The sequence below is a fragment of the Glycomyces arizonensis DSM 44726 genome (genome assembly GCF_000482705.1).
Classification (GTDB): domain Bacteria; phylum Actinomycetota; class Actinomycetes; order Mycobacteriales; family Micromonosporaceae; genus Glycomyces; species Glycomyces arizonensis.
The window spans coordinates 15,808-40,169 of sequence record NZ_AXWO01000015.1; the positions used below are offsets into that span (position 1 = coordinate 15,808).

The following is a 24,362-nucleotide window of genomic DNA, read 5'->3' on the forward strand; positions in this document are numbered from 1 at the left end:
CCGCGTTCGCGTTCCGCTCCCTCCGCCGACCGCCCGTGGCCCGGAAGGCGAAGCCATGACAGCATTGTGCTGTCTTGCCCGATATCGAGCGCACGGAGGAGCAGTGTTCCAGGACATCGGAAGGCGTGTCGAGGAAGTGCAGCGGGCGGTCCAGTCCGTACGGGTCCCGGTATCGGACCCGGGTGGACTGGTGCGGCTCACCGCCGGGCCCGGCGGATCCGTCGAGGAGCTGGCGATCGCGGACCAGGCCTACCGGCTCTCGGCCGAGGAGCTGGCCGAGCTCATCACCGACACCATGAAGGACGGGGCCGCCAAGGCCGACGCCGAGGTCCGCCGGATCGCCGTCGACACGATGAGGGAGGGAGACCGGTGAGCGACGATCGACTCGGCGGCCGCACGCCCGAAGCGGTGTTCGCGGACCTCGAACGGCTCCTGGAGCGCACGGAGGACCGGCTCGCGACGCTGGAGGCGGCCGAGGACGAGGTCCTGGCCACGCCCGTCTCGGTCACCAGCGACGACGGCATGGTCACCGTCGCGCTCGACACCGATGGCAGGCTCGACCGGGTCGCCTTGGAGCCCAGGGCGGTCCGCCTGCGGGGCACCCTCCCGCAGATCGTCCTGGACACCCTGGAGCGGGCCCGGCTCCAGTACGCGGAGCTGGCGCAGGAGGCGGCCCGCCGGGCCCTCCCCGGGCTGAACGTCGACGCCCCGCCCGGCGGCCCGGGCGGCGAGCACCGGTGACCGCGGTCGGGCAGACCGCCGCGGACAACCCGTGGTTCCGCTGGCCGCGCCCGCCCAAGGCCAAGCGCATGGAGGCCCTCGACGACCGCGCGGCCGCAGGATCGGACCGCGAGGAGATGAACGAGGCGGTCCCGGCCCAGGCCGGGCGGCTGCGGATCCGCTCGCTCGCCTACGGCAGGATCACCGCGCTCGACCAGGCGCGGGACTGGAAGGGCCGCCGTGACTCCGCCGTGCCGGTGTTCGCCGTCGACGGCAGGCCCGTCGCGGCCGGATACGGCACGCTCGCGATGCCGCTCGAACCTGGCCCGCACGTCGTCACCGTGCAGACCCAGGACTCCGAGGACGACTGCTGCACCGCGCTCGCCGTCGACGGCGGCAGGGGCGCCGCACTGGACTACGTCGCGCCCTACTTCTCGTGGAAGGCCGCGCCCGAGACCGCCGACGTGTCCATGCACGGCCGCCTCGGCCCGGTCGGGCTCCTGCCCGAGGGCTGGCCGAGCGGCCTGGACGGCGGCCCCTGGCGAGGGGCCGTGCCGGCGGCGGTGGCCGCCGCCGTTCTCGCCGGAGCGGCCACGGCCGTGCTCGGCCCACCCGATTCGGCGGCGCTGACCGCGGCGCTCATCGTCCTTCCGGCGCTCGCCGTCGGCGCGGCGGTGGCGCTGCTCGTCGGCAGGCGGCGGAGAGGCCGAGCCGAGGCGGCCGAGGCGCGCAACGCTGCCCGCCTGAGCACGCCGCCCGTCGAATTCGCGGCGCACGAGGACGGGCCGGTCCGGCACGGTCAGCGTGGACCCGACGCGAGTCCGCAGGATCCCTCCCGCGCGTTGATCGTCCTGCGCCAGGAGCTGCGGCAGTGGACCGACCCCCTCCCCGAGGCCCCGCTGGTGGGCGGGGCGTCGCTGCTGCCGCAGGTCGAATGCTTCACCCCGCCGCCGCGCCTGACGATCGGCGAGCGGCCGCTGACGCCGGGCTGGGGGACCTGGACGGTCGAGGTGCCGCCCGGGCGGCACCGCCTCGGCGCTTCGATCGGCGGCGCCCAGGCCGCGCGGGATGTGGAGGCCGAACCGGGCGGCCTCGTCGAAGTCACGGTGGCCGTCCGGATGGAGCGGACCTGGAGCGGCCCGGGCCCCGAGGCGGCCCTGACCGCCGAGACGCCCTCGGTCGACCTCGCTACTGGTCGTTCCACACCGCGTGGAGGTCGTCGCTGATCGTCCGATCGGTGTCGTGGTAGGCCTGCTCCACCTCCGCCATCTTGTCGCCGTGGTCCTTCAATGTGATGGACACGAACTCGACGTCGCTGCCGAATGTCGAGGTCGCATCCGAGTAGCTGCCCTCGAAGAACAGCCCGCAGATGCCCCACGTCATCTCGGCGGCGGCGGTGTTGTCGATGACGGTCTTGATGTCCGAGGCGTGGGAGGACTGGGTGTCGAAGTTCGCCTTCTGGGTCGTGAACTCGTTGAGGTCCGCGGCCAGGCCCACGTCGATGCTCGCCTGCACCTGGCCCGCGTTGCCGGAGCTGTCGAACGCCTCGGAGAAGAGCGTCTTCGCCCCGCCCGCGGTCGCGCTGACCGCGCCGCCCAAGAGCGCGCCGGTGAGGATGTCGAATCCCGTCCTGGTGGTGAAGATCTTCTTGAGCGCCTTCACGATGGCCTTGAGGATGGCCTTGACCGCCCAGAGGAGGAACGCCGACCAGGAGGCGCCGAAGGAGGGACCCGTCGCGGCGAGCGCCGCCGCCCCGGCGATGAGGAGTTCTTCGAGGACCCCCGCGAGGATGCCCTTGATGACCTCGTAGATCAGGTTGGCCATGGCCTGCGCCCACGCGAGCGTGCGCTGGATGGTGTCCGAGCGCCCCGAGAGGCCGTCGACGGTCGCCGTCAGCGCCGCGACGCTCTGGGCCGCCGCCTGCGCCGCCTGGCCCGACCAGGACTTCAGCGCCTCGGCGGACTTGGTCGCGATCTCCCCGGAGAGCTCGCCGAGCGCGACCTTGACCTTCTCCCACTCCTCGATCTGCTTCTGCATCGCCTCGGCGTCGCCGGAGACCTGCTTGAGGAGGTCGTCCAGCGGCTCGATGTACGTCAGCAGCACGTCGATGATGAAGTTCGCCCCCAGCCACGACAGAGGCGAGCCGCTGGAGTCGATCAGCTTGCCCTGCATGTCGGCGACCTTGAGGCCGAAGTCGCCCACGCTGGCCACGGCCCCGATGACACCGCCGGCGATGTCCATGCCGTCGCCCTCGCCTATGCCCGTGAGGTTGTCGGCCATGCCCTTGAGCATGCCCCCGAAGACGGGCATGGTGCCGAGGGCGTTCAGGGCGTTCGTCTGGGAATCCGGGGTCTCCGGGTTCTGGTAGGCGTTGATGTCTGAGCCGTGGCTCTGCCATTGGTCGCTCATGGCGCGTGCTCCAAGTCATTGGTCCGGACCGGCACATGGTAACGATCGCATGCCGACCGTCGGCGAGCCCCGCTCGGAGGGACGCGAACACCACCGCTCCCGCGCCGGGCGGCGGCTATTCGCCCGCGACCCCCAGCGTGATGACCACAGCGGACTCGTCTGCGGCGGCCGCCTCGGCGACCTCGCCATCGGGCGCCGTCCAGCCGTCCTCGCCCGGCTCCCAGTGCATCCCCGCGTACTCGACCGAGGCGACGGCGAACTCGTGCGACTTCGCCACGGCCCACGAGGCCCGGTTCCAGCCCGTGACCGCGTCATCGGCGGCGAGGGTGACGGTCTGGCCCTCCACGGCGGCCGCCTCGGCGCCCCACTGGTAGGCGTACGCCTCGGCGAGCGCGGCCGCGTCGGTCGAGTCCCCGCCGGAGCCCCCCGCGACGCACGACACGCCCGCCTCCTCGCCGCCGGCGAACGCCGCGGCGACGACGAGCGCGTCGTCCTCCCACTGCGCGTACAGGTCCGGGTAGGCGCTCACCTGGACGGCCTGCGCGGCGTCGCCGATTGCCATGTCCTCCCAGTCGTCGATGCGGCGCAGCTTCTCGTAGAACTTGAACGAGGCGTAGACCGGATCGAGGATCTCCTCCTCGGTGCCCCAGCCGACGCTGGGCCGCTGCTGGAACAGCCCGAGCGAGTCGTGGTCGCCGTAGTCGACGTTGGACAGCTTCGACTCCTGGAAGGACGTGGCGATGGCGACCGCGACGGCCCGCTCGTTCATCCCGTCCCGCAGCCCGACGGCGGCGATGGTGGCGGCGTGGAAGGTCTGCTCGGAGGACAGGTGCAGCGGCTCCTCGGCGTGGCCGATGAGGCAGCCGGTCGGCTTCGGGGTGAGCAGCTCGTCGACGGCGTCGGAGCAGCCGGCGGTGAGGCCGACCGCGAGCACGAGGGCGAGCGCGGCGGAAAGGGGGCGCAACGGACCTCCGGTTCGCTCGGGGGCCACCTAATCTACCCAGGAGGGGGTGCGCTTCTCAATGAACGAACGGACACCTTCGCGTCCTTCGTCCGAGAAGAAGTACTCGGCCGTCAGGGCGGCGGCCGCGCGCAGCCGCTCGCGCAGGTCCGCGGTGGCGGTGAGGGCCTTGATACCGGCTTGGGCCCCCGGGCCGCCCGCCAGCAGGTGCTCGACCGCCTCGTCCCGGTGCAGGTCGACCGCATCGGCGGCCGTGGCGGCGCTGACCAGGCCCCAGTGCGAGGCCTGCACGGCCGTGAAGGACTCGCCGGTCAGGAACAGCCGCCGCATCAGGGCGGGGCTGAGCCTGCGCGCCACGACCGGGCCGATGACGGCCGGGACGACGCCGAGGCGGACCTCGCTGAACGCCAGCTTCGCCGAGCCGTCGCAGACGACGAGGTCGGCCGCGGCCAGCAGCCCCATCCCGCCGCCCTTCGCGGCGCCCCTGGCGACCGCGACCACCGGCTTGGGGACCTCGCACAGGTCGGCGAGCAGCTCGGCCAGGTGCGCGGCCGGGAGGTCGTCCGGGCCGGTCGCGGCCGCCGACTCCCGCAGGTCGGCTCCGGCGCAGAACACCGGCCCGGCGTGGTCGAGGACGATCACGCGGACCGCCTCGTCGGCCGCCGCCGCGGCCACCGCCTCCCGCAGCCGCGCGATCATCCGCGTCGACAGGGCGTTGCGCCGCTCGGGCGCGTCGAGGGTCATCGACGCCACCTTCCCAGCGGCCAGGTACTTGATGAGAGCATCGTTGCCGTTCACGCCAGTACCGTAGTCGGCGTGTCCACCGAAGCCATAGCCGCCGCCGCGAAATCGCCCGAGACCGCCCGAGAGGGCTTCGGGTTCTACGTCCACGTCCCGTTCTGCGTCTCGCGGTGCGGCTACTGCGACTTCAACACGTATACGGCTTCTGAACTGGGCGCCGGCGTCTCGCGAGGGACGTACGCGGGGATCGTGCGCGCCGAGATCCGCGCCGCCGCCGCCGTGTTCGACACCCCGCCGCGCGTGGACACCGTGTTCTTCGGCGGCGGGACGCCCACGCTCCTGCCCGCCGCCGACCTCGCCGCGATCCTCGCCGAGATCGACGCCGCCTTCGGGCTGGCCCCCGGCGCCGAGGTGACCACCGAGGCCAACCCCGAGTCCATCGACGCCGACTACCTCGCCGAACTCCACGACGGAGGCTTCACCCGCCTGTCGGTCGGCATGCAGTCGACCGCGCCCCACGTCCTCAAGGTCCTCGACCGCGAGCACTCCCCGGCCAAGGCCCTCGCCGCCGTCGAGCACGCCCACCGGGCGGGATTCGAGCACGTCAGCCTCGACCTCATCTACGGCACCCCCGGCGAGACCGAGGCCGACTTCGCCGCGAGCCTGGCCGCCGCCGTCGACTCCGGCGTCGACCACGTCTCGGCCTACGCACTCATCGTCGAGGACGGCACGCAGCTGGCCCGCCGCATCCGCTCCGGGCAGGTGCCCCAGCCCTCCGACGACGCGGCCGCCGACCGCTACCTCGCCGCCGAGGCGGCCCTCTCCGAGGCCGGATTCGACTGGTACGAGGTCTCCAACTGGGCCAAGACCCCCGAGGCGCGCTGCCGCCACAACCTCCTGTACTGGGAGGGCGGCCACTGGTGGGGCGCCGGGCCCGGCGCCCACTCGCACCTGCCGGGCGTGCGCTGGTGGAACCACAAACACCCCTCCACGTACGCGACCGCCCTAGCACAGGACATCCCGCTCGCCGGATGCGAAACGCTCACGGATGACGAGGAATATCTCGAGCGGATTCTGCTCCGAACGCGACTGCGTCGCGGATTGCCGGTATCGTGGCTGCGTACCGATGGCGCGGCGGCCGCCCAGCAGGCCGTCGACGACGGCCTCGCCGTCATCGAAGGCGACCGCCTGCTCCTCACCTTGCCTGGCCGCCTGCTCGCCGACGCGGTCGTGAGGGAACTCACAGCCTAGCGGCAACCTACCGACAGCCCCCGACAGCCGGAGCCCGCACAACATGCACCGTCCAAGCCCGTCCCGCAGCATCCTGCCCCGCCGAGGCGTCCTCGCCGGAGCGGTCGCAGGCCTCGCCGTCACCGCGGCCGCCTGCTCCGAAGAGGAGCCGCCGCCCCCGGTCGACGACGGCGGCGCCGGCGCGGCCGAGGAGTCACCCTCCTCCTCGCCCTCCCCCGAACCGCCCCGCTCGATCACCATCACCCACGTCGGCGACACCATGCCCGGCTCCTACCCGAACAACATGCCCTCCGACGAGGGCGCGAGTTTCTTCGACGGCGTCGCCGACGAGCTCACCGGCGACGTCGTGATCGCCAACATGGAGGGCGCCCTGTCCACCCTCGAATTCGACAAGTGCGGCGGCTGCGACGCCTACTACTTCCGGCTGCCCGGTGAGTACGCACAGGTCTTCGCCGACGCCGGATTCGACGTGCTCAACCAGGCCAACAACCACGGCTGGGACGCCGGCCCCGACGGCGCCGCCGAGACCCAGGAGGCGATCCGCGCCGCCGGCATGGAGGTCGCGGGCGTCAAGGGCGAGGTCGCCTACGTCGAACTCGACGGCCTGACCGTCGGCGTCGTCGGCTTCGCGGCCTACTCCTTCTACACCGACGTGCGCGACCTCGACGCGGTCGCATCGCTCGTCGCCGAGGCCAAGTCGCAGGCCGACCTCGTCGTCGCCACCGCCCACCTCGGCGCCGAGGGCTCGGACCAGATGCACACCCCCGAGGGCACCGAGACGTACTACGGCGAGGACCGCGGCGACACCCGTGCGTTCTGCCACACCTGCGTCGACGCCGGGGCCGACCTCGTCGTCGGCCACGGCCCCCACGTGCTGCGCGGCATGGAGCTCTACAACGGCAAGCTCATCGCCTACTCGCTGGGCAACTTCGGCGGCGGCCAGAACCTGTTCAGCATCGACGGGCCGCTCGGCATCGCCGGAATCCTCAAGGTGACCATCACCGAGGAAGGCGTCCTGAAGGGCGGCACGCTCATCCCCACCCGGATGGACGGCAACGGCTATCCGCTGCTCGACCCCGACGGCGAGGCGATCGGCACCATCAACGACCTCGCCGGGGACTTCGGCGAGAGCGCGGTGACCCTCGGCGACGACGGCGCGCTCGTCCTGCCCGCTGCATAGGCCACGTAGACTGGCACTCCGAGACCGGGAGTGCCAGACTTGAGTCCGGTCGGTGAAGGCGCGACGGAGAACGAAGGGACGTGGCAGCGATGGACGATCGCAAGCTCGAAGTGCTGCGCGCCATCGTCGAGGACTACGTCTCCACCCAGGAGCCGGTCGGCTCGAAGGCCGTGGCCCAGCGCCACGCCCTCGGCGTCTCCGCCGCGACCATCCGCAACGACATGGCCTTCCTCGAAGAGGCCGGCTACATCCACCAGCCGCACACCTCGGCCGGACGCATCCCCACCGACAAGGGCTACCGGCTGTTCGTCGACCGGCTCGGCAAGATCAAGCCGCTGTCGGCCGCCGAACGCCGGGCCGTCCACCGCTTCCTCGCCGAGGCGATCGACCTCGACGACGTCGTCACCCGCACCGTCAGGCTGCTGTCCCAGCTGACCCACCAGGTCGCCGTCGTCCAGTACCCGAGCCTGAACCGCTCCGCGGTGCGCCACCTCGAACTCGTCGCCCTCGCCCCCGCCCGCGTCATGCTCGTCATGATCACCGACACCGGCCGCGTCGAGCAGCGCCAGCTCGAACTGCCCGCCGAGCTCGCCGAGGACGACGTCCTCGAACTGCGCCGGCTCATCAACGAGCAGCTCCAGGGCAAACCGCTCGCCGACGCGCCCCGCATCATCGCCGACCTCGCCGAACTGGCCCGGCCCGAACTGCGCGCCTCCGCCTCGGCCCTGGCGCGGGTCCTGCTCGAGACCGTCGTCTCCCGCACCGACGAGCGCGTCGCCGTCGCCGGAGCGGCCAACCTGACCCGCCACACGGCCTACTTCGCCGGATCGCTGCGGTCCATCCTCGAAGCGCTGGAAGAGGAAGTGGTCCTCATGCAGCTGCTCGGCCGGGCCGACTCCGGCCCGATGCTGACCGTCCGCATCGGCGACGAGAACGGCATCGACGACTTCCGCGAGACCGCCGTCGTCACCGCCGGGTACGGGCCCGGCGCCGTGGTCGGGCACATGGGCGTGCTCGGACCCACCCGCATGGACTACCCGGGCACCATCGCGGCCGTGCGGGCCGTGGCCCGCTACGTCTCAGAGATTTTGGAACAGAACCGCTAGGGACTATGAGAGCGCACGTGGCTAAGGACTACTACGGCATCCTCGGTGTCGAGAAGAACGCCTCCGAGGACGAGCTGAAGAAGGCGTACCGGAAACTGGCGCGCAAGTACCACCCCGACGTCAGCGACGAACCGGACGCCCAGGAGCGGCTCCAGGAGATCAACGCCGCGTTCGAGGTCCTCATGGACCCCCAGAAGCGCGCCGTCGTCGACGCCGGCGGCGACCCGTACGACCGCATGTCCGCCGGGGGACCCGGCGCGGGCCCGTTCATGGGCTTCGAGGACATCATGGACGCCTTCTTCGGCGGCTCCATGGGCGGCTTCGGCCGCCGCGGCCCCCGCTCGCGCACCCGCCCGGGCAGCGACGCGCTGCTGCGCCTCGATCTCGATCTCGAAGAGGTCGCCTTCGGCACCGAATCCACGCTGACCGTCGACACCGCGATCGTGTGCGACGAATGCGAGGGCTCCTGCACCGAGGGCGACGCCGAACCCCAGACGTGCACCACCTGCGGCGGCTCCGGCGAGGTCCAAGTCGTGCAGCGCACGATCCTCGGCCAGGTCCGCACCGCCCGACCCTGCTCGGCCTGCTCGGGCTACGGCACCATCATCACCGACCCGTGCCGCAAGTGCGGCGGCGAGGGCCGCGTGCGCTCGCGGCGGCGCATCACCGTCAAGGTGCCCGCGGGCGTCGAGGACGGGATGCGGATCCGCCTCTCCGGCGAAGGCGAGGTCGGCCCCGGCGGCGGGCCCGCCGGCGACCTGTACGTCGAGGTCCACGAGAAGCCCCACGAGGTGTTCACCCGCGAGGGCTCGGACCTGCGCTGCCGCGTCCGCGTGCCGATGACGCAGGCCGCGCTGGGCACCAAGCTCAATGTCCACACCCTCGACGCCAAGGTCGAGGTCGAGGTTCCCTCGGGCACCCAGCCGGGCACGGTGAAGAAGGTGCGCGGCCAGGGCGTCCCGAAGCTGCGCGGCGGCGGCCTGCGGGGCGACCTGTTCGTCGAGCTCGACGTGCGCACCCCCACCAAGCTCGACGCCGAGCAGGAGGAGCTGCTCAAGAAGCTCGCCACCCTCCGCGACGAGGAGATCCGGGAGATCAAGAGCGGCTCGGGCTTCTTCAGCCGGATGCGTGATGCTTTCAACGGACACGCCTAGGCCGCCGTGGACCCGGTCTTCCTCGTCGAGGCGCTGCCCGGCGGCGATGCGTTCACGCTCGACGGCCCCGAAGGGCACCACGCCGCCGACGTGCAGCGCCTCGGGCCCGGTGAGACGCTGACGCTCTCGGACGGCTCCGGCGGCCTCGCGCGCGCCGAAGTCACCGGAGCCGAGCGCGGCAGCCTCACGCTCGCGATCGTCGAACGGCGCACTGCACCCGCGCCCGACCCGAAACTGACCGTCGTCCAGGCGTTGCCCAAGGGCGACCGCGGCGAGCGCGCCGTGCAGATGCTCACCGAGATCGGTGTCGACGAAGTGATCCCATGGGCCGCAGCGCGGTCCATCACCCAGTGGAAGGGCTCGCGCGGCGACAAGGCCCGCGCCAAATGGGCCGCCACCGCCCGCGAGGCCACCAAGCAGGCCCGCCGCGCCCACCTCGCGCGCGTCGCCGAACTCCACACCACCAAGCAGCTCATCGCGCGCCTGCGCGAGGCGGCCCAGGTCCTCGTCCTCCACGAGGAGGCCGTGCAGCCGCTGTCCACAGTCGAACTCGCGGGCACCGGCGAGATCGCCGTCGTCATCGGCCCCGAAGGGTCCATCAGCCCGGCCGAACTCGACGCCCTGCGCGAATTCGGCGAGCCGATCCGATTGGGCGAGACCGTCCTGCGCACCTCCACGGCCGGACCCGCCGCCCTGGCGGTCCTCCAGGCCCGACTCGGCCGCTGGTAGCAGCCGTTCGGCGGACTGCCGATCCACTGCGGATTCGGTACGATCTGGACTGCCCATCCACCTCTCTCCCATGGGGACTCCGTGAACGCATCCGAGCGCACCGACCGCTGGCTCAACCGCTACAACGTGATACTCGGCATCATCGCGAGCCTGCTCGCCATAGGCGCCTTCGTGGTCACTGCCATCGCCTCCGGCGACGACAAGGAGGAGCAGTCCGGCGATCAGGCGGAAAGCTCCAGCGAGGCCTCCGAGACCCCTGCGGTCGAAGCGCCCGCGAGCCCATCGGCCGAGCCGACGCCGACCACCGGCGGCGAGCCCGCCTCGGCAGGCGGCTACCTCGACCTGGCCGACGCCGTCGACACCGCGCCGTGCATCGACGGCCCGTTCTACGGCGAATGGACCGACGACGGCATGCAGCTCGACGGCGAGGAGTACTGGAACGGTTTCTCTTGCGTCCCCTACCACAGCGAAGAGGACGAACTGCCGGTCGGGCACGTCGACTTCCTCGTCCCCGACGGCACCGAGCGGGTCACCGGCACGGCCGGATTCGACGACCGGTCCGCCGACACCACCATGACCGCCGAATTCCTCGTCCACAGCGTCCCCAAAGGCGACGCTCCGCTGTTCTCGCAGGTGATCGCCTTCGGTGAAGTCGCCGAGATCGACGTCGACCTCACCGGCGTCCAGCGCGTCCAGTTCGAAGTGCAGGTGCGCGCCACCGACTACATCGGCAGCGGCAGCCTCGAGAACACCGCCACCCTCGCCTGGGCGGACATGAAGTTCGCGTAGACCCGCGGCGGGGACGAGGCCCCCGCCCGCGCCCGGCCATTAGGATCGAGCGCATGAACGACCCGGACTGCCTGTTCTGCAAGATCGTCGGCGGCGACCTCCCCTCGACGAAGGTGCTCGAGACCGAACGGGTGCTCGCCTTCCGCGACATCAACCCCCACGCGCCGACGCACGTGCTCGTCATCCCCAAGGACCACTACGCGAACGTCGCCGAACTGACCGGCGCCGACCCCGGACTCGCCGCCGAGGTCCTCGCCGCGGCCGCGGGCGTCGCCGATGCCGAGGGCGTCGCTGACTCCGGCTGGCGCCTGCTCGCCAACTCCGGCCCCAACGCCGGACAAGAGGTGTCCCACGTCCACTTCCACGTGTTCGGGGGCAGACCGCTCGGTCCGATGCTCTCCGCCTGAAACCTCCGCGCGGGGCCGATTTCACGTTGTCTCGGGCCCTGAGCAGGAACTACCATTGAGGCATGATCGAGCGGCCGAAGCGGCCGCAGTGCAACTCCTATGGGAAGCAGGTGGCGAACAGCCCGCCAGGGCGAAGCCTATGACCGACCGCTCAACGCCAACCGGCCAGATCACCTCGACGATCACCGTCGCCGACCAGCGGGCGCTCATGGCCCTGCTCGGCCGCGCGGACGAGAACCTCCGCTACATCGAACGCCGCAGCCCCGGCGTCGACCTCCACGTCCGCGGCGACACCATCACCATCACCGGCGTCAACGGCGAGGCCCACGCGACCGAACGACTCGTGAAGGAGCTGCTCGCCTTGATCGAGAACGGCGAGAACGTCGATCCCGACATCATCAGGCGCACCGAGAACATGCTGCGGGCCGCTCCCTCCGAGCGGCCGGTGGACGTGCTCACGCACAACATCGTCTCCAGGCGCGGCAAGACGATCCGGCCCAAGACCCTCGGCCAGAAGCGCTACGTCGAGGCCATCGACCAGCACACCATCGTCTTCGGCATCGGCCCGGCCGGCACCGGCAAGACCTACCTGGCCATGGCCAAGGCCGTGCAGGCCCTCCAGGCCAAGGAGGTCACCCGGATCATCCTGACCCGGCCCGCCGTCGAGGCCGGCGAGAAGCTCGGCTTCCTGCCCGGCACGCTCGGCGAGAAGATCGACCCCTACCTGCGCCCGCTCTACGACGCCCTGCACGACATGATCGACCCCGGCTCCATCCCCAAGCTCATGGAGTCCGGCACCATCGAGGTCGCGCCTCTGGCGTACATGCGGGGTAGGGCGCTCCCAATTGAAACTAATGTACTAACTCCCGATGGGTGGCATCCGATCGGGAAACTCGAAGTCGGTGACCTTGTTATCGGCTCGGATGGGAAACCGACGCCGGTGCTGGGCGTCTACCCGCAGGGTGTCAAAGACATCTACCGGCTCACCACCCAGGACGGCGCTTCGGTGCTGTGCAGCGGCGACCACCTCTGGTCGGTCACGACCCGTGATGACAAGCGACGCGGCAAGCCCTACAGGGTGCTCGAAACGCGCGAAATGATCGGCAACCTGCGGGCGAACCACCACCGGCGGTACGAATTGCCGCTGCTGAGTGAACCGGTCCAGTACCCGGTCCGCGAAGTGCCGATGGATCCCTACGCGCTCGGCCTGCTGCTGGGCGACGGATGTATGACGGGGTCGACCACACCTTCCTTCGCCACCGAGGACCCTGAGCTGGTCACCGCCCTCGAAGGGGCTCTGCCGGGCGTCAAGGCGCGGCATCGCGGAGGACCCGACTATGTCCTCAACCGGATTACTTCCCCAGGCGAAGTGACCACGATTGCGAATCCGGTGACTGCCGCGCTCCGACAGCTCGAACTGTGGGGAGGAAGGTCGTCTTCGAAGTGCGTACCAGAGGATTACCTCCGCAACAGTGCGGAGATCCGCCTCGCGCTGCTGCAGGGCCTGTTCGATTCAGATGGCGGCCCGGTGACTCAAGCGGACCGGACATGCCGGATCCAGTACACGACTACCTCGATCCTGCTGCGCGATGATGTGATCGAGCTGGTGCAGTCGCTCGGCGGTATTGCTTACAGCCGTCGTCGTGCTGCTGAAGGCCGCAAGCCGGGGCGTGCCAATGGACGTGACGTTCCATATCGCAAGGACGCGCACGTCATCGACATCCGTCTCCCCGAAGGCATCGAGCCGTTCCGTCTGCAGCGGAAACTCGACAAGTACAAGGCGAGCGGGGGCGGAGGCCGTCCGATGCGGTTCATCGACAGCATCGAGCCCGCCGGAGGAGCCGAGGCGGTGTGCATCCAAGTCGCCGCCGAGGACTCCCTGTATGTGACGGAGGATTACCTCGTCACGCACAACACGCTGAACGACGCATTTATCATTCTCGATGAGGCGCAGAACACCACGCCCGAGCAGATGAAGATGTTCCTCACGCGGCTCGGCTTCGGGTCACAGATCGTCGTCACCGGCGACATCACGCAGGTCGACCTTCCCGGCAGCACCCGCTCGGGGCTGCGGGTCGTGCGCGAGATCCTCGAAGGCGTCGACGACGTGTACTTCGCGAGCCTCTCGGCGCAGGACGTCGTCAGGCACCAGCTGGTCAGCGATATCGTGAACGCCTACGAGAAGTGGGACGCCCGGCGCGGCGATCCCGGGAAAGGGCATCGGGGAAGCAGTGGGCATCGAGATCATCAATGAGTCCGGGCACGAGGTCGACGAGGGCGGCATCACCGCCGTCGCCGGTTTCGCGCTCACCGAGATGGGCATCAACCCGCTCGCCGAGCTCTCGGTCCTGATCGTCGACCTCGAGCACATGACCGAGCTCAACCGCCGCTGGATGAGCGGCACCGGCCCCACCGACGTCCTGTCGTTCCCCATGGACGACGCCATGCCGCCCAAGCCCGACTCGGTAGAGCCGACCACGCCGATCCTCGGCGACCTCGTGCTCTCGCCCGACGTCGCCGCGTCCCAGGCCAAGGACGCCGGCCACTCCACCGCCGACGAGCTCCACATGCTCACCGTCCACGGAGTGCTCCACATCCTCGGATACGACCACGCCGAACCCGACCAGGCCAAGGAGATGTTCGGCCTCCAGAACCGGCTGCTCGACGCCTGGCGCGGCAAACGCCCGGCCCCCCAGAGCGCGGAGAGTTAGGACCCGATGGGCTTCGCCTACACCCTGCTGGCCACAGCCGTCGCACTCATATTCGTCGCCGGACTGGCCGCCATGGTCGACTCGGCGCTCACCACCGTCTCGCCCGCCCGCTCGGCCGAGCTCGCCGAGCAGCACCGCCGCGGCGCCGCGGCCCTGGTCCGCATCACCGAGGACCTGCCCAAGCACCTGAACCTGCTGATCCTGCTGCGCGTCGCCTGCGAGGCCACCGCGATAGCGCTGGTCGCCGTCGTCGCCTTCCACGCCTGGGACGCCTTCTGGCTCGCCGTCGGCCTCACCGCGGTGCTCATGACCATCGTCTCGTTCGTGGTGATCGGGGTCGGCCCACGCACCCTCGGCAGGCAGCACGCCTATCCGATCGCGCTGGCCAGCGCCGGGCCGGTCTACCTGCTCGGCACCGCGCTCGGCCCGCTCGCGCGGCTGCTCATCCTCGTCGGCAACGCGGTCACGCCCGGCCGCGGCTTCCGCGAGGGCCCCTTCGCGACCTCCCAGATCGAGATCCGCGAGATGGTCGACGCCGCCGAGGCCTCGGGCACGGTCGACCACGACGAGCGCGACATGATCGAGTCGGTCTTCGCGCTCGGCGACACGGTCGCCCGCGAGGTCATGGTGCCGCGCACCGCGATGGTGTGGGTCTCGGCGGAGCTGACCTCCGAGGGGGCCAAGCAGGTGGCGCTGCGCTCGGGCTTCTCGCGGATCCCGGTGGTCGGGGAGGACCTCGACGACGTCCGGGGCGTCGCCTACCTCAAGGACCTCGCGCGCCTGGGCGACGACGAGAACCCGCCGGTGGCCGAGGTGATGCGCTCGGTCTCGTTCGTGCCCGACTCCAAACCGGTCGACGACCTGCTGCGGGAGATGCAGACCGCCCGCATCCACATCGCCATGGTCGTCGACGAGTACGGCGGCACCGCCGGGCTGGTCACCATCGAGGACATCCTCGAGGAGATCGTCGGCGAGATCACCGACGAGTACGACGACGAGCTGCCGCCGGTCGCCTGGCTCGACGACCGCTCGGCGCGGGTCACCGCGAGGCTCTCGGTGGCCGACCTCGCCGAGCTGTTCGGCATCGAGCTGCCCGAGGTCGACGTCGACACCGTCACCGGGCTGCTCGCCCACGAGCTGGGGAAGGTCCCGCTCGCGGGCGACCGGGCCGTCCTGGCCGGGCTCGAACTGACGGCGGAGGGTACCGTTGGCCGCCGCAACCGCATCGAGACGGTGCGCGTCAGCCGGCTGCCCGAAGCCGACGACACCACCCAGTCCGATGCGACTCCCACGAACGATGAGAGGCACAGCATCAATGTCTGACCTGACCGTCGACGCCCTCGACGCCGAGGACGCGAAACTCGTCACGCTCGCCCGAGGGGCGGCCGGGCGGGTCCAGCAGGCCACCGGCGCCGCTGTCCGCGACGGCATCGGCCGCACCTACGCCTCGGCCGCGGTGGACCTGCCGTCGCTGCGCCTGACGGCCCTGCAGGCGGCCGTGGCGCAGGCGTTCGCCGCCGGGGCCGAGACGCTCGAGGCGGCCGTGGTCTTCGGCGCCGAGGGCGACGAGGACGGCATCAGGGCCGCGCGCGACATCGCCGCGGACGTGGTCGTCTACTCGATGGTCCGCAAAGAGGTGACCCGCCTTGTCTGACAACGAGTTCCACGCGGGCTTCGCCTGCTTCGTGGGCCGCCCGAACGCCGGGAAGTCGACGCTGACGAACGCGATCATGGGCCAGAAGATCGCGATCACCTCCAACCGGCCGCAGACCACGCGGCACGTCGTCCGCGCGATCCTGCACCGGCCCGCCTCGCAGCTGATCCTCGTCGACACGCCCGGTCTGCACCGGCCCCGGACGCTGCTGGGGGAGCGGCTCAACGACCTGGTGCGCCAGACGTGGTCCGAGGTCGACGTCATCGGGCTGTGCCTGCCGGCCAACGAGAAGCCGGGGCCCGGCGACAAGTTCATCGCCAACGAGATCCAGTCGCTGCGGGCGAAGGTCGTGGCCGTGGTGACCAAGATCGACCTGGTGAGCAAGGACCATCTGGTGCGGCACCTGGCGAACGTGGCCGAGCTGGCCGACTTCGCCGACGTCGTGCCGGTCTCGGCGAGGACCGGGGAGAACCTGGAGGCGCTCGTGGACGTGCTGTCGGGGCACCTGCCGGTCTCGCCGCAGCTGTACCCGGACGGGATGGTCACCGAGGAGCCCGAGCGGGTCATGATGGCCGAGCTCATCCGCGAGGCCGCGCTCGAGGGCGTCCGCGACGAGCTGCCGCACTCGATCGCCGTGGTGATCGAGGACATCGAGGACGAGGAGAGCGACGGCGGGCCGCGCAAGAAGGTCTGGGCGGAGATCTACGTCGAGCGCTCCAGCCAGAAGGGCATCATCATCGGCAAGCGCGGGGAGCGCCTCAAGCGCGTGGGCACGAAGGCCCGCAAGGGCATCGCGCAGCTCCTCGACAGCCGGGTCTATCTGGACCTGCACGTCCGCGTCGCGAAGGACTGGCAGCGGGACCCGAAGATGCTCGAACGCCTCGGTTTCTGACGCCCGTGGTCGAATATGGCTCACTTGTGCGCATCGTTTGCGCAGAAACGCTCATAAATGCGTAGTGACGGCCCTCACCGAACCCTCCCTTGCAGCCCCATTCCAACGTCGTGTACGCTTAATACATCGACGCGGGATAGAGCAGCTCGGTAGCTCGCCAGGCTCATAACCTGGAGGTCGGTGGTTCAAATCCGCCTCCCGCTACCAAGAAATACCAGGTGAGACCCGGTTTCCTCGAAAGAGGAAGCCGGGTTTTTCCGTGTCTGGGTCCATTCACCCGAGAACCGCATGAAAGAGCGGCGAGACGGGCCTGTGGAGGTCCGCCTCGCCGCTGTCGGGCGTCCGGTGGTGCCCCGGCAACGAAGGCACTCGAACGCGTCGGGTTGCTACGGGGTGTGGATGTCGGGCCAGGGGTAGTCGTTGACCTCTGAGCCGATGTAGAAGCTCTGGTGCGGTGGCTGGTTGTAGGCGGTGTTCTGCCAGGCGACTGCGACGCGGTACTGGATGTCGTGCATCAATGTGGCGATGCGCAGGTCGGTCTCGTATGGTGTGGCGTAGATGCGCAGGGCGGAGGAGTCGCTGGTGCGCCAGATGACTTCTTCTCGCCAGTCGCCGAACAGGTCGGCGGTCAGTGACGGGTTGGCTTTGGTGCCGTTGTTGGAGGCGACGTTCGAGCCGGTCAACAGTCGCCCGTTGTCGTAGTCGTCGATGTGGGTGCCGTCCAGGAGCTCGCGCTCGCCGTCGCCGTCCCACCAGATCACGAAGTTCGTCGAGCTGGGTTTGGCGCCGATGTTGTTCCCTGAGGCGTTGCGCAGGCCCGAGACGTTGGAGGACCAGAACTCGGCGCCGTAGTTGCCTGCGGTGACGTTGGCGCCGACGCCGCGGCCGTTGTCGCCGTCGGGGCTGGTCTGGAACAGGATCGACCCGTCCCCGTCGTTCAGGCTGGAGGACGGCTTGCTGCCGTCCTCGTGGACCATGAACACTTCCTGCCCGGACCGGTTCGGGACGAGGTCGCCGACGTGGAGGGCGTCGCCGTGGCCGAAGCCGGTGTTGTAGAGCGCGTTGCCGTCCGAGCCGATGGCCATGGCGCCGTAGATGATGTCTTGGCGGCCGTCGCCGTTCAGATCGGCGATGGAGAGGGCGTGGGCGCCTTGGCCCTCGTATTGGCGGCCTTCGTCGTCGGAGTCGAAGATCCAGCGGGTGGAGAGGTTTTGGCCGTCGAAGTCGACGGCCCAGATCACCGCGCGGGTGTAGTAGCCGCGGGCGAAGATCATCGAGGGTGTGGCGCCGTCGAGGTAGGCGGTGCCGGCGAGGAAGCGGTCGACGCGGTTGCCGTAGTCATCGCCCCAGGAGCCGACGTTGCCGCGGGGCGGCTGGTAGTCGACGGTGTCGACCTCGGCGCCGGTGCGGCCGTCGAAGATCGTCAAATATTCGGGGCCCGAGAGGATGTAGCCCCCGGAGTTGCGGTAGTCGGCGTTCGCGTCGCCGATGACGTGGCCTTGGCCGTCGCGGGTGGCGTCGGCGGTTTTCATGGCGATCTCGGCGTCGCCGTCGCCGTCGTAGTCGTAGACCTGGAATTGGGTGTAGTGGGCGCCGGAGCGGATGTTGCGGCCTAGGTCGATGCGCCAGAGCCGGTCGCCATCGAGGGTGTAGGCGTCGATGAGGGTGTTGTCGGTGACGCCGGATTGGGAGTTGTCCTTGGCGTTGTCGGGGTACCACTTGACGATGTATTCGTAGTCGCCGTCGCCGTCCAGGTCGCCGACGCTGGCGTCGTTGGCCGCGTAGTTGCTACCGGGCCGGTCGATCGGGATGTCGATGTAGCCGCTGGAGTTGAACTCGACCTCGGCGCCCGACCGGGTGCCTTCGGTGCCGTCGTTGACGGCCGCGACGGTGTACTCGCCGTCTCCACCGTTGTCGAGGTAGTTCGTCGCCCCCGTGATCGGGGAGGCGTTCAGCTTGGTGCCGTTGCGGTAGACGTTGAACGCGGTGTTCTCGTTGTCGGTGCCCAACAGCCGCCAGGAGACGAGGTTGCCGCCACCTGAGGGCACGACGGTGACCCCGCGGGTGAGCGCTTCGACCTCGTATCGGCCGTTGCCGCCCTGCTGTCCGCCGTCGTCACCATCATCATCACCGTCGTCGCCGCCGTCGTCGGGCGGGGTGCCGATCGGGGAGTCGAGGTAGTCGATGTTCGCCAGCCCGTCGCTGCTCGTGGCGGCCAGGGTGACGGTGTTGGTGCCCGCGGCCAGGCCCACGGTGATCGTCTCGGTGTCCCAGGTCGTCCATGCGCCGGTGGGCGCGAGCGTGAGCGAGCCGGCCGAGGATCCGTTCACCGACACGTTCGCGCTTCGGTTGCTCGTGCCGCCGTTGGCGAAGCCCACTTCGAGTTCTGCCGTGGCCGCGCTGTCGGTCTCGATCGTGAACGAGAGGGTCGCGCCTGTCGCGTTCTCCGAGTTGCAGAACCCGGTCCCGGAATAGCCCGCGTGATTGCTGTCGATCGTGCCATCGCAGTCAGCCGAGGAACCCTCAGCCTCGAACCGGCCGCCGCCCTGTCCGGGCTCGTCGGTGGGGTCGTCCGAAGTGGGGTCGTCGTCGGTCGGCTCGTCGTCGCTGGAACCGTCGCAGTCGACGCCGTTGAAGGTGAACGAGTCCGGCACCGGGTTCGACGATGTGTAGGTGCCGTTGAAGCCGAACGCGATGGTGGCGCCGCTGTCGAGGCTGCCGTTGTATCCGGCGTCCGAGGCGCTCACCGAGGTGCCGGACTGGCTGATGTCGGCGTTCCAGTAGTTGGTCACCTGCTGGCCGTCTGCGAAGTCCCACTCGATGGTCCATGAGGAGACCGGGTCGCCGAGGTTCGTCGCCTCGACGCCGGCGGTGTAGCCGCCGGGCCACTCGTTGAGGACCGTGTAGGTGACCTCGCAGCCGGTGGCCGCGTGGGCGGCCGTGGTTATGGCGAAGGGTACGGCGGCGGCCACCAGGCCCGCCGCCGTGACGACCGACAGGCTTCGAAGCCGCCGGTTCTTTGGTATACGCATGATCACTCCGCGTGTCGAAATCAGAGGGTGATCCCTGCCGGGGCAGGGAGGGAAAACGCATCGTGGGCATGCCGGGGAGACACGATGCGTTTTCATCGAAATATCGAACTGAATCGATTCAATTGGTTCATTCAGTATACACACGGCCTGTGCGGGCGGCAATACTCCGGTATCATGCAGGTTATATTTACATATTTATATATCTGGGGACGCCCCCGTCCGCGCACCGGGATGAGGGCGTCCTCGCCGCTATGGGACGCGCGGCGCCGTGGTGGACTCGCGCACCACCAGGCTCGTCGCCAGCTGCACGTGGTGCGAGTCGGGCCGCCCGCCCGAGGCGAGTTCGAGGACGGTGCGCGCGGCGACGCGGCCCATCTGGCGCAGCGGCTGGCGCACCGTGGTCAGCGCGGGCTCGGTCCACATCGCGCCGTACGTGTCGTCGAAGCCGATGACGCTGAGGTCCTCGGGGACGCGCAGCCCGCGGTGCTTGGCGACCCGTATGACGCCCATGGCGATCGAGTCGCTGGCCGCGAAGATCGCCGTGGGCGGCTCGTCCATCGACAGGAGGTGCTCGGCGCCCTGGGCGCCGGTCTCGGCCACGAAGTCGCCGTGGTGCGCCAGCGCCGGATCGCGGGCGATCCCGGCGGCCTCCAGGGCCTCGCGGTAGCCATGGAGGCGCTCGCGGCCCGGCACGGAGCCCTCGGTCCCGCCGACGAAGCCGATCCGCCGGTGGCCGAGGTCGAGCAGGTGCCGGGTGGCCTGCACGCCTCCGGCCCAGTTGGTGGCCCCGACGCTGGTGACGCGGTCGTCGAGCGGGTTGACCGGGTCGATGACCACCAATGCCAGCCCGAGCTGCTCGCACAGGGCGATCTCCTCGCCGGTCAGCTGGGTCGTGACCACGATCAGGCCGGTGTGGCCGCGGGCGGCGATGTCCTTGATCAGGCCGACGCCCAGCGACTTGTCGGGCACCACGCCGCCGGAGGACAGGGCGCTGGTGACCACGTCGACGCCGAGATCGGCCCCGCCGCTGATGACGCCGTCGAGGACGTACAGGGAGTACATGTTGATGATCGTGTCGAACACGACGTGGACCGCGCCGCGCGCGACCGGGTCCCGCGGGCCGGTGCTCGGGGCGTAGCCGAGCTCGGCGATCGCCTGCTGCACCTGCTGCCTGGTCTCCTCGGAGACGCCGGGCCGGCCGTTGAGCACTTTGGAGGCGGTGGCCTTCGAGACCCCCGCGCGTTCGGCGACGGCGGCGAGCGTCGCTCGCGGATTGGCCGGTCTGGTCATCGGGCACACCTCGTCATCTGTAGGGCCACCATTCTAGCCACTTTACGAAATAGTTTCTCTCGTGCGAGGCACGGGTCCGTTGAAAGTGACCTGGTACGGTGTCGCTGTTTATGATCTTGTGACTTGACGCACCGGTGAACTGCGCGTACGTTCGAAACCCTAGGAAACAAGTGCGAAACTGTTTCGAAGAGTTGAGTCCCCGGCCGAGGCGGCCGGAGACGCAGAAAGGACTCGAGCAATGAAGCTTGGAACTCGCCGCCGTACCCTTCTGGCGCTCGGCGCGTCGGCCCCGATCGTCGCCGCCGCGAGCGCCTGCGGCAACGAGCCGGGCGGCCCCAGTGGCGACGGCGCCACCGCGTGGGGTCTGACCGGCGGCGCCGAAGAGGCCATGCGCGCCTCGTTCGAAGCGTGGAACGCCGACAACCCCGACAACGAGATCACCGCGGAGTACTTCGCCAACGACGCCTACAAGGAGAAGATCCGCACCGCGGTCGGCTCCGGCAACGCCCCCACGCTGATCTTCGGCTGGGCGGGCGCCACGCTGGCCGAGTACGTCGCGAACGACTCCGTCGTCGACCTCACCGAGGACACCGCCGCCCTGATGGACCGCGTCCTGCCGTCGGTGGCCGCCACCGGCACGATCGACGACAAGGTCTACGCCGTCCCGAACAACCAGTCGCAGCCGATCGTCATGTACTACAACAACGACGTGCTCGAAGCGGCCGGGACGCAGCAGCCGACCACGTGGAGCGAGCTCCTGGCCTCCATCGAGGCCCTCAAGGGATCCGACGTCATCCCGATCGCCCTCGCCGGGCAGAGCGTCTGGCCCGAGCTGATGTGGATCGAGTACCTGTCCGACCGCGTCGGCGGCGCCGAGTGCTTCAACCGCGTCATCGCCGGCGAGGCCGGAGCCTGGTCCCACCCGGACATGCTCCGCGCCGCCCAGATGATCACCGAACTGGTCGACGCCGGGGCCTTCGGCGACAGCTTCGCGTCCGTCGTCGCCGACGCCGGAGCCGACCACGCCCTGGTCTCCACCAACAAGGCCGGCATGATCCTCCAGGGCTCCTGGATCTACCCCGAGTTCCTCACCAACGCGCCGGACCTCGTCGCGAAGGGCGGCCTGCTCTTCTCGACCTTCCCGGTCGTCGAGGACGGCAAGGGCGACCCGAGCAGCATCGTCGGCAACCCGGCCAACTTCTGGTCCGTCTCGGCCGACGCCGCCGAAGAGGACCAGCAGACCGCCACCGACTACCTGTCCGAGGCGATCTACGACGACGAGCACATCGAATCGCTCCTGTCCATCGGCGCCGTCCCGCCCGTGGTCGGCATCGAGGACAAGATCGCGGCGGCCGACAACGCCGAGTTCCTCACCCTCAACTACGAGATGGTGCGCGACGCGGCCAACTTCCAGCTCTCCTGGGACCAGGCGCTGCCCGCCGACCAGGCCCAAGAGCTGCTCAACAACCTGAGCACGCTCTTCCTCGGCGAGCAGACCGCCGAGGAGTTCTGCGCGGCGATGGACGCCACCCTGTGACTGTGCCAATTGACGACTCCGCAGGCGTCTTCGAGGGCGAGACCTCGACCCTCCGGGCGGGCGGACGCCGACGCGGCGTCCGCCCGCCCGGGCCGAGCAAGTGGATGGCCGCCCCGGCGCTCATCCTGTTCGGCTTCTTCGCGATCGTCCCGCTGTTCGGCGTCGCCGCGCTGTCGCTGGTCCACTGGGACGGCCTCGGCGAGATCAGCTGGGCCGGGTTCGACAACTGGAAGGCCGCCGCCGCCGACCCGGTCTCGCGCAACGCGCTGTGGCTGACGGTCAAGCTGACGGTCCTGTGCGTGCTGTTCCAGGCGCCGGTCAGCCTGCTCCTCGGCGTCTTCCTCGCCGGGGCCCAGCGCTATCGGGCCCTGTTGGCCACGCTGTTCTTCCTGCCGCTGCTGTTCAGCTCCGCCGCGGTGGCCATCACGTTCACCGCGCTGCTCGACCCCAACTTCGGGGCCGGGACCGCCCTGGACGCCGAGTGGCTCTCCCAGAACTGGCTCGGCGACCCCGACCTGGCCCTGTACGTCGTGGTGTTCGTGATCGGCTGGTGCTTCATCCCGTTCCACACCCTGATCTACCAGGCCGGGACCCGGCAGATCCCCAGGGAGCTCTACGAGGCCTCGCGCATGGACGGGGCCGGGCCGGTGGCCCAGTTCTTCCACATCACGCTGCCGATGCTGAAGTACACCATCGTCACCTCCACGACGCTGATGACCGTCGGGTCGCTGACCTACTTCGATCTCATCTTCGTGCTCACCGGCGGCGGCCCCGGCAACGCCACGCGCGTGCTGCCGCTCGACATGTACCTGACCGGGTTCCGCTCCTACGAGATGGGCAAGGCCAGCGTCCTCGCGCTCGTCCTCGTCGTCGTCGGGCTCGCCGTCTCGCTCGGGCTCAACAGGATCACCGGCGCGAGCCGCATGGACAGCCGGTCGGAGGCATAGATGACCAAGCAAACCAACGACTCCCGGCCCAACGTCCTCGGCGCCATCGGCGCCTGGATCTGGCTGGCGATCATCATCGTGCCGATCTACTACATCTTCGTCACGAGCCTGCGCCCGCAGGAGGACTACTACGCGGAGAACCCGCTGTCGTGGCCGTCGAACGCCACGCTCGACGCCTACAACCGGGTGCTGGAGAACGACTTCGTCCGCTTCTTCCTCAACAGCGTCGTCGTCACCGCCGTGTCCGTGGCCGTGAGCCTCGCCGTGTCGCTCATGGCCGCCTACGTGGTGGTGCGCAGCCGCGACTGGTTCGGCCGCAACCTGTTCCGCGTCGCGCTGCTGGGCATCGCCATCCCGATCCAGGCCGCGATCATCCCGGTGTACTACCTGATCGTGCAGCTCGGGCTCTACGACACGCTCGCCGCGCTCATCCTGCCGTCGATCGCGTTCGCCATCCCGCTGACGCTGCTGATCCTGACCAACTTCCTGCGGGAGATCCCCGAATCGCTGTTCGAGTCCATGCGCATGGACGGCGCCACCGAATGGCGGATCCTCGTGCGCCTGGTCGTGCCGCTCTCGCGGCCCGCACTGGCGACGGTCGGGGTCTACCAGGCATTGCAGGTGTGGAACGGGTTCCTGTTCCCGCTGGTGCTGACCCAGAGCTCCTCCACCCGCGTCATCCCGCTGTCACTGTGGAGCTTCCAGGGGCAGTTCGGCGTCGACGTGCCCGCCGTGCTCGCGGCGGTCGTGCTGTCGGTGCTGCCGATGCTGGCGGCCTACATCGTCGCCCGGCGCCAACTCGTTTCCGGCCTGACCGCCGGAATCGGCAAGTAACGAAGGAGAGAGCCGCAA

General features: G+C 69.8%; 23 protein-coding genes and 1 tRNA gene. 19 read left to right on the forward strand and 5 right to left on the reverse strand.

What is annotated here, in order from left to right; translation table 11 throughout:
* The first annotated feature begins 103 nt into the window (after nt 1–103).
* From H613_RS31405 to H613_RS0111870, 3 genes are read left to right on the forward strand one after another with little or no spacing between them, the layout of a single operon-like run.
* Entirely contained in the window at nt 104–373 is a 270-nt protein-coding gene (locus H613_RS31405) for a YbaB/EbfC family nucleoid-associated protein (protein ID WP_026923962.1), read from the forward strand.
* Nucleotides 370–741, forward strand: coding sequence for a YbaB/EbfC family nucleoid-associated protein (locus H613_RS31410; RefSeq protein WP_026923963.1), 372 nt, complete (start codon nt 370–372; stop codon nt 739–741). The genes H613_RS31405 and H613_RS31410 overlap by 4 nt, the downstream gene beginning before the upstream one ends.
* Nucleotides 738–1,946 (forward strand): hypothetical protein, encoded by a 1,209-nt coding sequence (locus H613_RS0111870; protein ID WP_026923964.1) that lies wholly within the window; start codon nt 738–740, stop codon nt 1,944–1,946. The genes H613_RS31410 and H613_RS0111870 overlap by 4 nt, the downstream gene beginning before the upstream one ends.
* On the opposite strand, the gene H613_RS0111875 is transcribed toward H613_RS0111870, so the two are convergent.
* The 3 genes from H613_RS0111875 to H613_RS0111885 all read right to left on the reverse strand — a co-directional run bounded on the left by H613_RS0111875 (nt 1,909) and on the right by H613_RS0111885 (nt 4,888).
* Nucleotides 1,909–3,129 carry a hypothetical protein gene (locus H613_RS0111875; protein WP_026923965.1) on the reverse strand — a complete coding sequence of 407 codons (1,221 nt, stop codon included), beginning with the start codon at nt 3,127–3,129 and terminating at the stop codon, nt 1,909–1,911. The two genes, H613_RS0111870 and H613_RS0111875, sit on opposite strands and share 38 nt — an antisense overlap.
* A 115-nt stretch (nt 3,130–3,244) precedes the next feature.
* Nucleotides 3,245–4,093, reverse strand: coding sequence for a hypothetical protein (locus H613_RS26135; protein WP_156925981.1), 849 nt, complete (start codon nt 4,091–4,093; stop codon nt 3,245–3,247).
* 27 nt (nt 4,094–4,120) lie between these two features.
* Nucleotides 4,121–4,888: an enoyl-CoA hydratase-related protein gene (locus H613_RS0111885; protein ID WP_026923966.1), complete on the reverse strand. Its 768-nt coding sequence runs from the start codon at nt 4,886–4,888 to the stop codon at nt 4,121–4,123.
* A gap of 18 nt (nt 4,889–4,906) precedes the next feature.
* On the opposite strand from H613_RS0111885, the gene hemW reads away from it, so the two are divergent.
* From hemW to H613_RS0111950, 13 genes are all read left to right on the forward strand, one after another.
* A complete protein-coding gene (gene hemW / locus H613_RS26140) occupies nt 4,907–6,082 on the forward strand; it encodes a radical SAM family heme chaperone HemW (RefSeq protein WP_051393280.1) in 1,176 nt (391 codons plus the stop codon).
* Nucleotides 6,083–6,125: 43 nt separating this feature from the next.
* Nucleotides 6,126–7,262: a CapA family protein gene (locus tag H613_RS26145; protein WP_051393281.1), complete on the forward strand. Its 1,137-nt coding sequence runs from the start codon at nt 6,126–6,128 to the stop codon at nt 7,260–7,262.
* A gap of 89 nt (nt 7,263–7,351) precedes the next feature.
* Complete coding sequence (gene hrcA / locus H613_RS0111900; protein WP_026923967.1) at nt 7,352–8,368, forward strand: heat-inducible transcriptional repressor HrcA; 1,017 nt, start codon at nt 7,352–7,354, stop codon at nt 8,366–8,368.
* Between the two features lie 17 nt (nt 8,369–8,385).
* The gene (gene dnaJ / locus H613_RS0111905; protein ID WP_026923968.1) at nt 8,386–9,522 is read left to right on the forward strand and encodes a molecular chaperone DnaJ; all 1,137 of its coding nucleotides are present in this window, start codon (nt 8,386–8,388) and stop codon (nt 9,520–9,522) included.
* Between the two features lie 6 nt (nt 9,523–9,528).
* Entirely contained in the window at nt 9,529–10,251 is a 723-nt protein-coding gene (locus H613_RS0111910) for a 16S rRNA (uracil(1498)-N(3))-methyltransferase (protein ID WP_026923969.1), read from the forward strand.
* Between the two features lie 81 nt (nt 10,252–10,332).
* Nucleotides 10,333–11,040 carry a flagellar basal body-associated FliL family protein gene (locus tag H613_RS0111915; protein WP_026923970.1) on the forward strand — a complete coding sequence of 236 codons (708 nt, stop codon included), beginning with the start codon at nt 10,333–10,335 and terminating at the stop codon, nt 11,038–11,040.
* 53 nt (nt 11,041–11,093) lie between these two features.
* Nucleotides 11,094–11,447, forward strand: a complete 354-nt coding sequence (locus tag H613_RS0111920; protein WP_026923971.1) for an HIT domain-containing protein — start codon at nt 11,094–11,096, stop codon at nt 11,445–11,447.
* Between the two features lie 208 nt (nt 11,448–11,655).
* Nucleotides 11,656–13,701 (forward strand): PhoH family protein, encoded by a 2,046-nt coding sequence (locus H613_RS0111925; RefSeq protein ID WP_245598543.1) that lies wholly within the window; start codon nt 11,656–11,658, stop codon nt 13,699–13,701.
* Entirely contained in the window at nt 13,679–14,158 is a 480-nt protein-coding gene (ybeY, locus tag H613_RS0111930) for an rRNA maturation RNase YbeY (RefSeq protein WP_026923973.1), read from the forward strand. The genes H613_RS0111925 and ybeY overlap by 23 nt, the downstream gene beginning before the upstream one ends.
* A 6-nt stretch (nt 14,159–14,164) precedes the next feature.
* Entirely contained in the window at nt 14,165–15,481 is a 1,317-nt protein-coding gene (locus tag H613_RS0111935; RefSeq protein ID WP_026923974.1) for a hemolysin family protein, read from the forward strand.
* A complete protein-coding gene (locus H613_RS26150) occupies nt 15,474–15,812 on the forward strand; it encodes a cytidine deaminase-like protein (RefSeq protein WP_035737849.1) in 339 nt (112 codons plus the stop codon). Before H613_RS0111935 ends, H613_RS26150 begins: the two co-directional genes overlap by 8 nt.
* The gene (gene era / locus H613_RS0111945) at nt 15,805–16,704 is read left to right on the forward strand and encodes a GTPase Era (protein ID WP_026923975.1); all 900 of its coding nucleotides are present in this window, start codon (nt 15,805–15,807) and stop codon (nt 16,702–16,704) included. Before H613_RS26150 ends, era begins: the two co-directional genes overlap by 8 nt.
* A gap of 130 nt (nt 16,705–16,834) precedes the next feature.
* Nucleotides 16,835–16,911: transfer RNA gene (locus H613_RS0111950), tRNA-Met, on the forward strand.
* A 179-nt stretch (nt 16,912–17,090) separates the two neighbouring features.
* On the opposite strand, the gene H613_RS31415 is transcribed toward H613_RS0111950, so the two are convergent.
* Nucleotides 17,091–19,736, reverse strand: a complete 2,646-nt coding sequence (locus H613_RS31415) for a rhamnogalacturonan lyase family protein (protein ID WP_211234792.1) — start codon at nt 19,734–19,736, stop codon at nt 17,091–17,093.
* 249 nt (nt 19,737–19,985) lie between these two features.
* On the reverse strand, nt 19,986–21,026 hold the full coding sequence (locus H613_RS0111960; protein WP_026923976.1) for a LacI family DNA-binding transcriptional regulator: 1,041 nt from the start codon (nt 21,024–21,026) through the stop codon (nt 19,986–19,988).
* 238 nt (nt 21,027–21,264) lie between these two features.
* Between H613_RS0111960 and H613_RS0111965 the strand changes: the two genes are divergently transcribed.
* The 3 genes from H613_RS0111965 (at nt 21,265) to H613_RS0111975 (ending at nt 24,344) form a co-directional block, all read left to right on the forward strand.
* Nucleotides 21,265–22,563, forward strand: coding sequence for an ABC transporter substrate-binding protein (locus tag H613_RS0111965; RefSeq protein WP_026923977.1), 1,299 nt, complete (start codon nt 21,265–21,267; stop codon nt 22,561–22,563).
* 104 nt (nt 22,564–22,667) lie between these two features.
* Nucleotides 22,668–23,510: an ABC transporter permease subunit gene (locus tag H613_RS0111970; RefSeq protein ID WP_035737919.1), complete on the forward strand. Its 843-nt coding sequence runs from the start codon at nt 22,668–22,670 to the stop codon at nt 23,508–23,510.
* The gene (locus tag H613_RS0111975; RefSeq protein WP_026923979.1) at nt 23,511–24,344 is read left to right on the forward strand and encodes a carbohydrate ABC transporter permease; all 834 of its coding nucleotides are present in this window, start codon (nt 23,511–23,513) and stop codon (nt 24,342–24,344) included.
* Nucleotides 24,345–24,362 lie beyond the last annotated feature (18 nt).